Below are 12,388 nucleotides of genomic sequence, written 5' to 3'. Positions count from 1 at the left end.
GGCCATCACCACCGTGGTGCCCTTGCGGTTGATCCGCTCCAGCAGGCCCATGATGCCCTGGCTGGTGTCCGGGTCGAGGTTTCCGGTCGGCTCGTCGGCCAGCAGCACCAGCGGCCGGTTGACGAACGCCCGGGCGATCGCGACCCGCTGCTGCTCGCCACCGGAGAGCTCGTTCGGGTAGCGGTGCGCCTTGCCCTGCAGGCCCACCATCTCCAGCACCTCGGGCACCGAGCGGGAGATCGCCCGCTGCGACTTGTTGATCACCTCCAGGGCGAAGGCGACGTTCTCGAACACGGTCTTGCGGGGCAGCAGCCGGAAGTCCTGGAAGACGCAGCCGATCCCGCGGCGCAGCTCCGGGACCTTGCGGGCGGGGAGCTTGGCGATGTCCTTGCCGTTGACGATGACATTGCCCTTGGTGGGCACGTCCTCGCGCAGCAGCAGCCGCAGCACCGACGACTTGCCCGAGCCGGACGCGCCGATCAGGAAGACGAACTCGCCCTTGTCGATGTCGAGAGATACCCCGTCCAGGGCCGGGCGGGCGCTGGCGGGATAGATCTTGGTGACGTTCCGGAGCGCGATCACGGGAGGCCATCCTACCGTCCGGCGCGAAGTGCCCCGGGCCACCGCGCCAGGTCCGGGCCGGTGGAAATGCCCGAACAGCTTCCCGCGGGTGGGAGGAAGTGCGAGGCTCCGTGCGGATTCGTACCGATGCGGAATCACCGGTTTGCCGAATTCGCCAGGTAGCGGGTTCGCCGGTTGTGGAATTCGTCCAAGAGAAGGAGCGAGCACATGGCACGACGTCTGAGTACCTTGCTGGTCTGCGCGGGGGTGGCTCTCCTCACCGCGGGGATGCTGGCCGGCCCGGCCGGCGCCATCAACACCTACAACGCCTCCCCGGCGCCGGAACGGACCGAGACCGGCGCGCTGCTGGTGCTCTGGGACAGCGACGGCAACGGGGTGGACGACTCGTTCGACTGGCACTGCACCGGCGCCATGATCGACCGCGACACCTTCCTCACCGCCTCGCACTGCATCGCCGACTGGTCGGCCGACCCGGCGCTGGACCACTTCTACGTCTCGCTGGACCAGGACGTGCAAGGCGAGCTGGACGCCGCCGCCGCGCTGGGGCTGTCCGGCCCGGCCGAGGCCGCGTACTTCCTGGCACACGGCCAGGCGGTGGAGGGCACCGGCGTCACCGACCCGAACTACGGCAAGTCCCAGTCCGACCCGCACGACATCGGGGTCATCGACTTCGCGCACCGTGCGGTCACCCCGGCCGACCGGTGGAGCTTCACCCCCGCCACCCTGCCCACCGCCGGCCGGCTGTCGGCGCTGAGTTCGAGCCAGCTGGACGCGGCACCCTGGCTGGTGGTCGGGTACGGCACCGAGGAGGCGCTGACCGGCGGCGGACCGCAGACCCATCCGGGCGGCGGCGTCCGGATGAAGGCCACGCTGGGCTTTGACGCGCTGAACCCGTCCTGGGTGCGGCTGTCGATGATCGAGTCCCAGGGCTACGGCGGTGCCTGCTACGGCGACTCCGGCGGGCCGAACTTCGTGACGCTGAACGGCAGCCTGCTGCTGGCCGGGGTCACCATCACCGGGGACACCCCGTGCTACGCCACCAACGTCGCCTACCGGACGGACTCCTCCTCGGCGCGGACCTTCCTGGCACCGTTCGTCCAGCTGCCCTGACCCGGCGGCAGTTCCCCTGACCGGCCGGCCCGGTGCGCTGGACGGCGCACCGGGTCAGGCCGGCTCGACCGCCCTGCTGTCGGCGGCCGGGCTGGCCGCGCCCATGCCCAGCGAGACCGGGAAGTTCGCCAGCACGAAGCCGCGGGTGGACAGCAGGGTGGCCTGGTTGACCGCGAGCAACAGCATCAGCGGGTCGTCCAGGCCCACCGGTGCGCTGCCCGGCGAGGGGATGGTGACCGTGGTGAGGCCGCGGAAGGAGTCCCACGGGATCTGCACCAGGTTGTCGCCGAGCACGAAGGCCGCCGAGCCGGTCGGGTACCTCGCCCGAGACACCGCCAGCCGCGCCGGGGTGTACGGCGGTGCGCCGGCGCCGGTGGCGTAGCCGGCGATGGAACCGGCCGGAGCCCCGCCGACCGTCAGGGTGGTGACCGGTTCGCTGTAGAGGTTGAAGACGTAGACGTAGCTCCCCATGCGCGAGCTCCTTGGCCGGTTGACGAGCGCCGTGGCACGGGCGCCGCGGCTGCCAGTCCCATCGACCTTGCCAGCCGGTTCCTTAACAGAAGGTTAACAACTGGGGCTCGACCGATCGACGGCCAGAGCCGGGTCGGGCGGCCCTACGCGGAGCGGCGCCAGCGGATGCCGGCCTCGATGAAGTCGTCGATGTCGCCGTCCAGCACCGCCGACGGGTTGCCCACCTCGTGCTCGGTGCGCAGGTCCTTGACCATCTGGTACGGGTGCAGGACGTAGGAACGCATCTGGTTGCCCCAGCTGTTGCCGGCGTCCTTCAGGTCGTCCATCTCGGCCTTCTCCTGCTCGCGGCGGCGTTCGAGCAGCTTGGCCTGCAGCACCGCCATCGCGGTGGCCCGGTTCTGGATCTGGCTGCGCTCGTTCTGGCAGCTGACCACGATCCCGGTCGGCAGGTGGGTGATCCGCACCGCCGAGTCGGTGGTGTTGACGCCCTGCCCGCCGGGGCCGGAGGAGCGGTAGACGTCCACCCGGATCTCGTCCTCGGGGATCTCGACGTGGTCGGACTGCTCGACCACCGGCAGCACCTCGACGCCGGCGAAGCTGGTCTGCCGGCGGCCCTGGTTGTCGAACGGGCTGATCCGCACCAGCCGGTGGGTGCCCTGCTCCACCGACAGGGTGCCGTAGGCGTAGGGCGCCTTGACCTGGAAGGTGGCGGACTTGATCCCCGCCTCCTCGGCGTAGGAGGTGTCGTAGACCTCGGTCGGGTAGTTGTGCCGCTCGGCCCAGCGCAGGTACATCCGCAGCAGCATCTCGGCGAAGTCGGCGGCGTCCACCCCGCCGGCCTCGGACCGGATGGTGACCAGCGCCTCGCGGGAGTCGTACCTGCCCGACAGCAGCGTCTGGACCTCGAGCTCGCCGATGGCCTTGGTGAGCTTGCCGAGCTCGGCCTCCACCTCGGCGCGAGCTTCGGAGGCCTCGCTCGCCGAGCCCGCCTCGGTCTCGGCCATCTCCCACAGCACCTCGGCGTCGTCCACCCGGCTGCGCAGCTCCTCCACCCGGCGCACCTGGCCCTGGGTGTGGCTGAGCTTCGAGGTCACCTTCTGGGCGTTGTCCTGGTCGTTCCACAACTCCGGGTCCGACGCCTGCCGCTCCAGCTCGGCAACCTCGGCACGCAGCTTCGGCACGTCGAGCACCGCCTCGATGCTGGACAGGGTCGCCGACAGCTCTTTCAGCTCGGCGGGTACGTCGGTCACAGCAGGCAGCCTACTGGGCCGGTCGAGCGGGCGTACTCCTCGAGGCGGCAGCCGGGTCGGCGGTCGCGGCCGGGTCGGCCTCGCCGGCGCGCTCGGAGGTAGCGGTCGCGGCCGGGTCGGCGGTTGCGGCCCGGTCGGGCTCGTCGGCCAGCACCCGGCCGTACCGGTTGAGCACCCGCTCGCGCAGCCGCTGGTCGCCGCGCGGCACCGGCTGCAGGAAGATCTCGTCCAGCGACGGGAACTCCGCCCGCAGCTCGGCGTCGATGCGCACGCAGGCGGCCTCGATCTCGTCGGCGGTGGTGCCGTCGACGAAGTCCAGCCGGGCGCACAGCAGCACCCGGTGCACCCCGGTCATCATGGTCAGCACGTCCACCAGGTCCAGCACCTCCGGCTGCGCCTCCAGCCGGGCCTCGACGGCGCGGATCATCCGGACGTCGGCCTGCTTGCCGATCAGCAGGCCCTTGTTGGTGTGGGCCAGCGAGAAGGCGGCCACCACCAGCAGGGCGCCGATGGCCAGCGAGGCCAGCCCGTCCCAGAACTCCGAGCCGGTCAACTGGTGCAGGCCCACCCCGGCGGCGGCCAGCACCAGGCCGACCAGGGCCGCCGAGTCCTCCACCACCACGCTCATGACGGTCGGGTCGTCCGGGTCGCGGAGGTAGGACCGGACCGACCGGCGGCCGCTGGCCGCGGCCCCCTTCGCCTGGCCGACCGCCTGCCGGAACGAGACGCCCTCCAGGACGAAGGCGATGGCCAGCACCGGGTAGTTGATCCACAGCTTGTCGTGCGGCTCCTGCGCACCGCCGAAGATGGTGGTGACGCCCTGGTAGATGGAAAACGCCGCCCCGGAGATGAAGATCGCCACCGCGGCCAGCAGCGACCAGAAGTAGCGCTCCTTGCCGTAGCCGAACGGGTGCACCCGGTCGGCCGGCCGGTCCGAGCGGCGCAGCGCGGTGAGCAGCAGCAACTCGGTGGAGCTGTCACCGGCCGAGTGGGCGGCCTCGGACAGCAGGGCGCCGGAGCCGGTCAACAGGCCCGCCACCAGCTTGAGCAGGCCGATGCCGGCGTTGGCGCCGAGCGCCAGCAGCACCGTCAGGGTGCTCTCGTCACTGCCATCTTGCCCGGCGGCGTCGGCGTACCCGGCGGTCGCGTTGCCGCCTCGGCCCGGCAGGGTGTCCGCCGGGGCGGAGGGATGGCCGGGTGCGCTGGATTCGCTGGGTTCGCTGCCACTGGCGGAGTTCACAGCTTCCATTCTGCGCACAGGGCGGTGTTGCCTTTCCGTACGGGGAGCGGGCGCCGGTGGCGCAGACAGCGTGCAGTCACCGCAGCGCTCCTGGCCAGGGCCCGTACGGGATTGGGCATTCGCTGGCTGGTGAGCCCGACTGCGGCTATTATCGAACATATGTTCGATACCGGTTCAGCTGTAGTCACCGCGGAGGTGAACGGTGCGCGCTGAGTTGCCTGGCTACGGCACGGTCCAGTATTGCCCGGCCGGGCACCGGCAGCCGAGCCCGGGCATGCGGGTCGCCGGCCAGCCGATGGCCACCTTTCGGGTCCGGCGGGATGCGCGCAAGCTCGAGCTCAACGGCCAGCCCACCGAGTGGCCGGCCGACCAGCTGTTCGTCCGCCGGTGCACCGTGGTGGTCCGCATCAACGATCCGAACACCGGCCGCGAGGTGTCGATCCTGTGCGGGCAGGAGTGGGTCGAGTCGATGGCGGGCGCGCGGGACTACTGAGCGCGCGGGACTATTGAGCGCCCGACTGAGACGGCGCCGGCTGGGAACGGGCGGGCGCGGCACGCAACCGGGGCAGCTCGCCGGTCTCGATGACGTCCAGGGCGATCAGGTGCAGCTTGCGGTGGGTGTGCTGGCTGGTGATGCGCAGCGCGTCGAACGCCTGCTGCTTGGTCACCAGCCTGGTCGCCATCAGGATGCCGATCGCCACGCCGATGTCGCGATTGGTTTCCAGGGCGTTGCGCAGGTGCTGGTTCTGCTCGCGCTGAGCGGCCGTGGTCAGCGCGATCGAGCAGTGGGTGGCGAGATGGTTGAGGGCGGTCCCGTCCAGTTGGGCGAAGGCCGCGGGCCTGCGGGAGTACAGGTTCAGCGCGCCGATGGTGTCGGAGTCCTCCAGGAACAGCCGGTGCGACATCATGCTGACGACGTCAGTGGTGGCAGTGACCTCGCGGGTGAAGGCGGGCCAGCGGGCCTCGCTGCGCAGGTCGTCGGAGCGGGACACATGGTGTTCCTCGAGGGCCTGCAGGCACGGGCCCTCCAGTGCCTGGTACTGGATTGCGTCCACCTGGCGGGGCAGCTCACCGGTGGCGGCGACGGTCTGGTAGCGCTGCTCGCCGCGCTTGACGGTGATACCGGCGTCCTCGGCTCCCGGCACGGTGGCCACCGCACGCTCGACGATGGCCTGCAGGGTGTCGGCCAAGGTCGGTTGAGTAGCGAGTTCGCGGGCGAGTTCGGTGAAGCTGTCGATGTCGGTGAAGGGCATTTCGGGTCCGTTCGGGGTTGGGGCTCGTTCAGAGAGCCAGCACCCGCTGTCGGAGTTGAAAGCGTTTACCAGGCTATCTGGCTGCAGGATGGGTGTCCAGGAATGGCTGCGGAGCGATGCCGCTGTTCGGCTGCCGGAGCCGTTACTGCACGACCCCTTGGGCCTGGGAGCGGGCGTGCTGGTCGAGGCCGTCCGGGTGGCCGATGAGGCCTGCGAACACCGGCCGGGTGTGGACGTGGCAGTCGGCGAGCACCGTGCTGCCGTCGGCGGACAGGGCGGCCTCGATCCGGACTTCGCCGCGGCCGGCGTCTTCGGCCAGGTAGCGCTGCACCGCTGCCTGCACGGCGGCCAGCGGCAGGGTGGCCGACAGTTGCCGGGTGCGGGCCGCCGGGCCGTCGATGGCGTTCGCGCCGGCCACCGCCGCGCCGTCGCAGATGCTCTGCAGGTCGCGCTGGCGGGTGAAGGCGTCGCTGGCCAGCACCGCACCGGCCACCACCAGCAGCCCGATCAGGAAGAAGCCGAGGATCAGCGGGATAGTGGAACCGCGGTCGTCCGATACTGGTGCCAGAAGGCGTTTCAGCAGAAGGCGTTTCCGTTTCATCGCGCGGGCCTCCGGTTCATCGCGCGGGCCTCCGGTTCATCGCGCGATGATCCGGAAGTCGTCGACGTGCACGACATACCGTCCGATGAGCGTGATGCCCCGGCCGGCCAGCACGCTGGGGACGGCCGGCAACGGCTGGTGTCTGATCACGCATACCGCGAACACCGACGCCGGGGCCAGCGACGGCACCGTTGCCGCCGCACGACAGTCCGATCCCGCGTCGACGTAGCGCACCTCCACCTCGGCCGGCGTCAGGCCCTGGCCGTGCAGGGCGGCCCGCAGCGCCGCCTGTGCCCGCGCCTCCGCCTGCCCGGCCGTGGTCGAGGTGGCGATCGCCCGCCCGACGTCCCGGGCGGCGTTGGTGGTGGCCAGCCGGCCGCGCTGCACCACCGCGACGGCCACGACCAAATAGATCAGCGGCACGAACACCAGCACCGCCACGAAGACGAACTCGACGATCGCGCTGCCCTGCTCACCGCCGCGCCGGCACGGCATGCCTCGGCGACTGAAGGGCGTTCTCACGGGTCGTCCTTCAGCGACCGGCCGCTGACCTCGACCCGCACCAGCGCGCCGAGCGGCAGCAGCACCGACCGAATGGTTCCCCGGCAGCGCACCTCGGCGGTGGCCAGGCCAGTGGCAGCGTCGGCGACCAGGCCGCCCTCGCACGGCAACCGGCGTGCCATGCCGGCCCCGAGGGCCTGGGCCAGCAAGGCGGTAGCGCGTTGTGCGCCGGCCTGCGGGGCCACTCCGGCATTGGCGGCGTACCGCGCCCCGTCCGCTGCCGCCGAGGCCGCCACCGAGCGGACGTAGAACAACGCGGCCACCTGCAGCACGGCGAGCAGCAGCATCACCAGCAGGATCGACATCAGGCAGAAGTCGACGACCGCGGAGCCCCGGTCCCCGGCCAGCCGGGAAGTACGGCGAACGGTCCGACGAACCGGCACGCCTTCAGTTACCGGTCTCGCCGGTCACCGAGTCGATCGCGTTGCTCACCGCGTCGGTGATCTTCGCCTTGAACAGGCCGAAGATCACCACGACCAGGCCGGCCGACATGACGGTGACCATCACCCACCCGGGCACGTCACCGCGCTCGACGCTGTCGCCGCGGACCCGCCGCCGGGCGTGCAGGTAGCCGTTGCCGAACCAGGCCGCCAGCAGCTGCGCCTGAACCATCCGTCAATCCCCTTTCCTGAGCACGGGAAACCGTGCTCGTTCCCATGCGTTACTTGGACAGCGATACCAGGGTCAGCAGCCCCGGGTAGAGCGCGAACAGCACCGTCACCGGCAGGATCAGGAACACCACCGGCACCATCATCTGCAGCTCCTTGCGGCCGCCGGCCTCCAGCAACGCCCGCTTGGAGAACTCCCGGACGTCGGTGGCCTGGGCCCGCAGCACCTCGGCCAGCGGCGTACCCCGCTCGATGGCGACGAGCAATCCCTGCAGGAACCGGCTGAACGGCTCCAGGGTGGTCCGCTCGGCCAGCTCGCCCAGTGCCTTTGCCATCGGCTTGCCGGCCTTGGCCTCGTCCAGCGCACCCTGCAGGTCACGGGTCAGCTCGCCGCGCGTCAGCCGACACACCCGTTGCATGGCGTCGACCGGTGCCTCACCGGCCAGCACGGCCAGCGCCAGCAGATCGGCAATCACCGGGAACTCGGCCAGCATCGCGCGCTCGCGCCGCTGCACCTGCCGGGTGAGCCACCAGTCCCGGCCCAGCACCCCGCCCGCCGCCCCGAGCCCAGCGGCACCCATCACCAGCACCGGGTCGACGCCGCCGCGCAGGTAGGTCAGTCCGGTCAGGGAGCAGGCCGCGCCGATCATGCCGACACCGCCCCAGACCACCTGCTCGATCCGGAATTCCTCGATATCGACAGCCGATCCCAGCCCGCCGAGCCGGCGCCGCACCGAGGCCGAGCCGCCGACCAGCCGGTCCAGCCAGCTGACCAGGCCGGCGGCGGCCGGCCCGAGCAACCGCCGCACCACCTCCAGCGGCGCGGCGGGACCGGCCGAGTGGGCCAGCAGCCGGGACGGCGCCGGGGTATCGGCAAGGTAGGGCGCGATCCGGTCACCGATCCGGAGCGCTCGCATCGGCGGCGCCGACCGGATCGCCAGCACGGCACCCAGCGCCGCGGTCAGGCCCAGGACCGCACCCAGCCACCAGCTGGTCATCGCAGCACCCGGGGTTCCTCGGGCAGTCGGCCGATCCGCACCATGATCCGGTACGCGACCAGGCACACCGCCGCACCGACAGCCAGCAGCACCACCCCGCCGGAGGAGTCGAAGCTCTGCAGGCTGGCCGATTGGCTGCCCAGGAGCAGCAGCACGATCCAGGGCGCGGCCACCGCCAGCCGCGCCGCGCTGATCGTCCAGCCCTGCCGGGTCTCGAGTTCCGCTCGGGTCCGGGCGTCGACGCGCAACAGTTCGGACAGGGTGCGCAGCACGGTGCCGAGGTCGCTGCCGCCCACCTCGCGCGCCACCCGCAAGGTCTCGCACACCCGGTCGCCGACCGGGTCGGCCAGGTCGTGCTTGAGCGAGTCCAGGCATTCGGCGAACCGCCCGCTGGCCCGGTAGGCCACCGCGAACCGGGCGAACGCCGGACGCAACGGTTCCGGCCCCCGGCTGCCGAGCCCGGATACCGCTTCCGGCAAGGACATTCCGGCCCGGACGGCCGAGGCGAGGTTGTCGATGGCTTCCGGCCAGAGCTCGCGCAGCGCGACCTGCCGGCGCTGGCGCAGCCGTCGGAGAACGGCGAGCGGGCCCAGGAAGGCGAAGGCCGCGAAGCAGCCGGCGACCGCCACCGTGCCGGTGACGAGCTGGACCACCAGTCCGGCCAGCAGCGCCGCCATCAGCTGCAGGCTGAGCAGCTGGACAGAGCTGACCGAGTCGACCCCGGCCTGCCGGATCAGCTCGTCCCGGCGAGTGGTCCAGCCCGTCCGGACGGTGCCGCGTTGCGGCGCGCGCGAGCCGCTGCGCCAGATGAGCAGCAGCCCGATGCCGGCGACCAGCCCCACGAACGCCCCCACGTCAGGCGCCTGCCGCTGACGCGGTGCGGTCGGCCTGGCCGAGCAGCTCGCTCAGGTGGTAGCCCGCCTGCTCGTAACGCTCGGCATGCGGCGGGTAACCGTTGCTCCGGCGCAGCTGGCCCTGCCGGTAGCCGAAGATTTCCGAGGTCTCGATGACCTCGCCCTCGGCCCGGCCGGTGACCGCGACGATCTCCCGGACCCGGCGCTGGCCACGGGAATCGGTGCCCAGGTGCACCACCAGGTCCACCGAGGCGGCCACCGTCGGCACCACGAACGCGGCGCTGACGTTCTCGCCGGCCAGCAGCGGCAGGGTGCACATCTTGACCAGTGCCTCCCGGGCGGAGTTCGCGTGCAGGGTGCACATGCCGGGCAGCCCGGAGTTCAGCGCGATCAGCAGGTCCAGGCACTCCTCCTGCCGCACCTCGCCGACCACGATCCGGTTCGGCCGCATCCGCAACGCTTCCTTGACCAGCCGGCGCAGGCTGATCTCGCCGGTGCCTTCCAGGTTGGGTTGCCTGGTCTGCATCGACACCACGTCGGGCAGCGGCACCTGAAGTTCGAAGACCTCCTCGGCCGTGATCACCCGCTCGGTCGCCGGGATCGCCGCGCACAGCGCGTTGAGCAGAGTGGTCTTGCCCGCCTGGGTGCCGCCAGAGACCAGCACGTTCAGCCCGGCGGCGACCGAGGCCTCCAGGAACCGGGCGGCGGGCTCGGGCAGCGAACCGAGCCGGACCAGCTCGCCCAGGCCGGCCACGCTGATCACGAACTTGCGGATGTTCACCGCCATGTGCCGGCGGGTGATGGACGGGATCACCACGTGCAGCCGGGAACCGTCGGGCAGCTGCGCGTCCACGAACGGCACGCTGAGATCCAGCCGGCGGCCGGACAGCCGCAGCATCCGCTCCACCAGGTCGGCGACCTCGCCGCTGGTCAGGATCACCGTGGTCAACTCCGACCGGCCGTGCCGGGCGACGAACACCCGGCCGGGCTCGTTGATCCAGATCTCCTCCACCGCCCGGTCGTCGAAGAACGGCTGCAGCGGCCCGAACCCGGCCACCTGGTCGAACACCGTGCGGGCGGTGGCCTCGGCGTCACCCAGCGGCGGCAGCGCTGAGACCGCGGCCCGGTCCAGGTAGTCGAGGAGCACCTCGTCGACCAGCCGGCGGGTTGCCTCCGGTTCCAGCACCGGATCGAGCTGCCGGCGGCGCACCAGCTCCCGGACCTCGCCCTCGACGATCGCCTGCGCGCTCGGCATACCCACACCTCCCCCGACCGATGTCCAAGATCAACTCGAGGCAGCTTAACCACGTCATGCGGAGCTTGCCCACTTAGGGCCGGATGTGTGGATAACCACTAGATAGTCCGTCTAGTGCGGGCGCTTCCTCAGCCGAACACCGGACGCCAAACTCACCTCACGTCGCTGGCCGGAACCGCACCGTGTGAACTTTATGATCGGGCGCTATGACCCTCGCCACGGACGTCAGGACTCCCCGCCTGGATCTCCTGGCAGCCGACCGGCTGCAGCTGATCGTCATGCCGACCGAGCAGTGCAACTTCCGCTGCAGCTACTGCTACGAGGACTTCAGCATCGGCGCCATGACCGATGCGGTCTGGGCAGGCCTGCATTCGTTCCTGGCGCGCCGGCTGTCCGGCCTGCGCGCGCTGCACCTGTCCTGGTTCGGCGGCGAGCCGCTGCTGGCGGCCGACCGCGTCGTCGAGCTTTCCGGCTTCGCGCAGGAACTGGCGAGGAAGCGGTCGGTCGCGTTCGCCTCCGACATCACCACCAACGCCTCCCTGCTGGAGCCGGCCCTCTTCGAGAAGCTCGTCACGAGCGGTGTGACGGTGTACCAGGTGACGCTCGACGGGCCGGAAGCGGTGCACAACACCTACCGGCGATCCGCCGGCGCGCGGACCACCTTCGACCGCATCAGGGCCAACCTCGCGCACATGATCGAGACCGACCTGGAATTCTCGTTGATCATCCGGGTGCACGTCCGCGAGGAACTGCGCCGCGAGTTCCCGGCCATGGCGGAGCTGCTTGCCGGGTTCGACGATCCGCGGGTCCGGTTCTTCTTCCGCGGCATCTCAGACCTGGGCGGACCCCACTCGGGCCAGATCACCACGATGCCCGCTCAAGACTGCGACGCGCTCTGCGACGAACTGCGGGAGTTGGCAGTGCGGGCGGCTCCCAGGACTCAGGGCTTCGTGCCGGCGGAGGAGGCGGCGTGCTACGCGGCCGCCGCCAATTCCTGGGTGATCCGGGCGGACGGACGCGTTGCCAAATGCACCGTGGCGCTGAACGACGCCAGGAACACGGTGGGGAGACTGACGCCCGACGGCGGCTTGAATATCGATCCCGACCGGGTCCGGCCGTGGATCCGGGGCATCTTCAGCCACGACGAGGTCGAGCTTGGCTGCCCGTTGGTCGGATTGCCGGAAGACCGAAGAACCGTTACCGCACTTCCCCTGCCGACGATCCGTACCGCAATCCCAGGGAGTGAGAGATGAGTCGCCGTCCCACGATGAGAAGTGCTGGTGCCCGATGAGCATCCCGGTAGGTCCCGACGACATCGACTTCGATTCCGACGGCAATGTGGTCATCAGAAATGCCGAGCTTGCCGGACTGCTGCGCGAGCGGGCCGAGTCGGAGTCGGCGCAATCGGTGACCGTCGACCTGTACTGCTCGACCTCCGACAACGAAGACCGCCCGCCGCTCACCGGATGTGGCCTGTCCGGCGGGAACACGCTGTGCAGCTGCACCTATCCCATGGGCGGCCGGATCTGCCGCTGAGGGCCCCTCTCCAGCCCGGGGCCAGGTAATCAGCCGTAGCGCTCCTGGTTTCTAGAACGTTTCCGTAGT

16 protein-coding genes are annotated in these 12,388 nt (G+C 70.7%); 4 read left to right on the top strand and 12 right to left on the bottom strand.

What is annotated here, in order from left to right; all coding sequences use genetic code 11:
- A partial coding sequence (locus VLJ82_RS17375; protein WP_408664623.1) for a cell division ATP-binding protein FtsE occupies positions 1–582 on the bottom strand: 582 nt, incomplete at its 3' end.
- Between the two features lie 207 nt (positions 583–789).
- Between VLJ82_RS17375 and VLJ82_RS17370 the strand changes: the two genes are divergently transcribed.
- Positions 790–1,692: a trypsin-like serine protease gene (locus VLJ82_RS17370; protein WP_408664622.1), complete on the top strand. Its 903-nt coding sequence runs from the start codon at positions 790–792 to the stop codon at positions 1,690–1,692.
- A gap of 54 nt (positions 1,693–1,746) precedes the next feature.
- Here VLJ82_RS17370 and VLJ82_RS17365 read toward each other — a convergent pair whose 3' ends face one another.
- From VLJ82_RS17365 to VLJ82_RS17355, 3 genes are all read right to left on the bottom strand, one after another.
- Positions 1,747–2,163 (bottom strand): hypothetical protein, encoded by a 417-nt coding sequence (locus tag VLJ82_RS17365; protein ID WP_408664621.1) that lies wholly within the window; start codon positions 2,161–2,163, stop codon positions 1,747–1,749.
- A 143-nt stretch (positions 2,164–2,306) separates the two neighbouring features.
- The gene (gene prfB / locus VLJ82_RS17360; protein WP_408664626.1) at positions 2,307–3,422 is read right to left on the bottom strand and encodes a peptide chain release factor 2; all 1,116 of its coding nucleotides are present in this window, start codon (positions 3,420–3,422) and stop codon (positions 2,307–2,309) included.
- A gap of 1 nt (position 3,423) precedes the next feature.
- On the bottom strand, positions 3,424–4,581 hold the full coding sequence (locus tag VLJ82_RS17355) for a cation diffusion facilitator family transporter (protein ID WP_408664625.1): 1,158 nt from the start codon (positions 4,579–4,581) through the stop codon (positions 3,424–3,426).
- 274 nt (positions 4,582–4,855) lie between these two features.
- Here VLJ82_RS17355 and VLJ82_RS17350 point away from each other — a divergent pair, with 274 nt between their 5' ends.
- On the top strand, positions 4,856–5,146 hold the full coding sequence (locus VLJ82_RS17350) for a hypothetical protein (RefSeq protein ID WP_408664620.1): 291 nt from the start codon (positions 4,856–4,858) through the stop codon (positions 5,144–5,146).
- Between the two features lie 10 nt (positions 5,147–5,156).
- On the opposite strand, the gene VLJ82_RS17345 is transcribed toward VLJ82_RS17350, so the two are convergent.
- The 8 genes from VLJ82_RS17345 to VLJ82_RS17310 all read right to left on the bottom strand — a co-directional run bounded on the left by VLJ82_RS17345 (position 5,157) and on the right by VLJ82_RS17310 (position 10,783).
- A complete protein-coding gene (locus tag VLJ82_RS17345; RefSeq protein ID WP_408664619.1) occupies positions 5,157–5,906 on the bottom strand; it encodes a GAF domain-containing protein in 750 nt (249 codons plus the stop codon).
- Between the two features lie 142 nt (positions 5,907–6,048).
- Complete coding sequence (locus tag VLJ82_RS17340; protein WP_408664618.1) at positions 6,049–6,507, bottom strand: pilus assembly protein TadG-related protein; 459 nt, start codon at positions 6,505–6,507, stop codon at positions 6,049–6,051.
- Between the two features lie 36 nt (positions 6,508–6,543).
- Complete coding sequence (locus VLJ82_RS17335) at positions 6,544–7,029, bottom strand: TadE/TadG family type IV pilus assembly protein (protein ID WP_408664617.1); 486 nt, start codon at positions 7,027–7,029, stop codon at positions 6,544–6,546.
- Complete coding sequence (locus tag VLJ82_RS17330) at positions 7,026–7,451, bottom strand: TadE/TadG family type IV pilus assembly protein (protein WP_408664616.1); 426 nt, start codon at positions 7,449–7,451, stop codon at positions 7,026–7,028. Before VLJ82_RS17330 ends, VLJ82_RS17335 begins: the two co-directional genes overlap by 4 nt.
- 4 nt (positions 7,452–7,455) lie before the next feature.
- Positions 7,456–7,680 (bottom strand): hypothetical protein, encoded by a 225-nt coding sequence (locus VLJ82_RS17325; RefSeq protein WP_408664615.1) that lies wholly within the window; start codon positions 7,678–7,680, stop codon positions 7,456–7,458.
- Between the two features lie 49 nt (positions 7,681–7,729).
- Positions 7,730–8,674, bottom strand: a complete 945-nt coding sequence (locus VLJ82_RS17320; RefSeq protein ID WP_408664614.1) for a type II secretion system F family protein — start codon at positions 8,672–8,674, stop codon at positions 7,730–7,732.
- Entirely contained in the window at positions 8,671–9,528 is an 858-nt protein-coding gene (locus VLJ82_RS17315) for a type II secretion system F family protein (RefSeq protein ID WP_408664613.1), read from the bottom strand. Before VLJ82_RS17315 ends, VLJ82_RS17320 begins: the two co-directional genes overlap by 4 nt.
- A gap of 1 nt (position 9,529) precedes the next feature.
- The gene (locus VLJ82_RS17310; RefSeq protein WP_408664612.1) at positions 9,530–10,783 is read right to left on the bottom strand and encodes a CpaF family protein; all 1,254 of its coding nucleotides are present in this window, start codon (positions 10,781–10,783) and stop codon (positions 9,530–9,532) included.
- A gap of 206 nt (positions 10,784–10,989) precedes the next feature.
- Here VLJ82_RS17310 and VLJ82_RS17305 point away from each other — a divergent pair, with 206 nt between their 5' ends.
- Positions 10,990–12,036 (top strand): radical SAM protein, encoded by a 1,047-nt coding sequence (locus tag VLJ82_RS17305; RefSeq protein WP_408664611.1) that lies wholly within the window; start codon positions 10,990–10,992, stop codon positions 12,034–12,036.
- Between the two features lie 34 nt (positions 12,037–12,070).
- A complete protein-coding gene (locus VLJ82_RS17300) occupies positions 12,071–12,319 on the top strand; it encodes a hypothetical protein (RefSeq protein ID WP_408664610.1) in 249 nt (82 codons plus the stop codon).
- The last annotated feature ends 69 nt before the right edge of the window (positions 12,320–12,388 follow it).

Source organism: Jatrophihabitans sp., from assembly GCF_035474675.1.
In the GTDB taxonomy this organism is placed as follows: Bacteria; Actinomycetota; Actinomycetes; order Mycobacteriales; family Jatrophihabitantaceae; genus Jatrophihabitans_A.
Note: the sequence above shows the minus strand (reverse complement) of the source record. Positions and strands in the feature narration are given on the sequence as shown.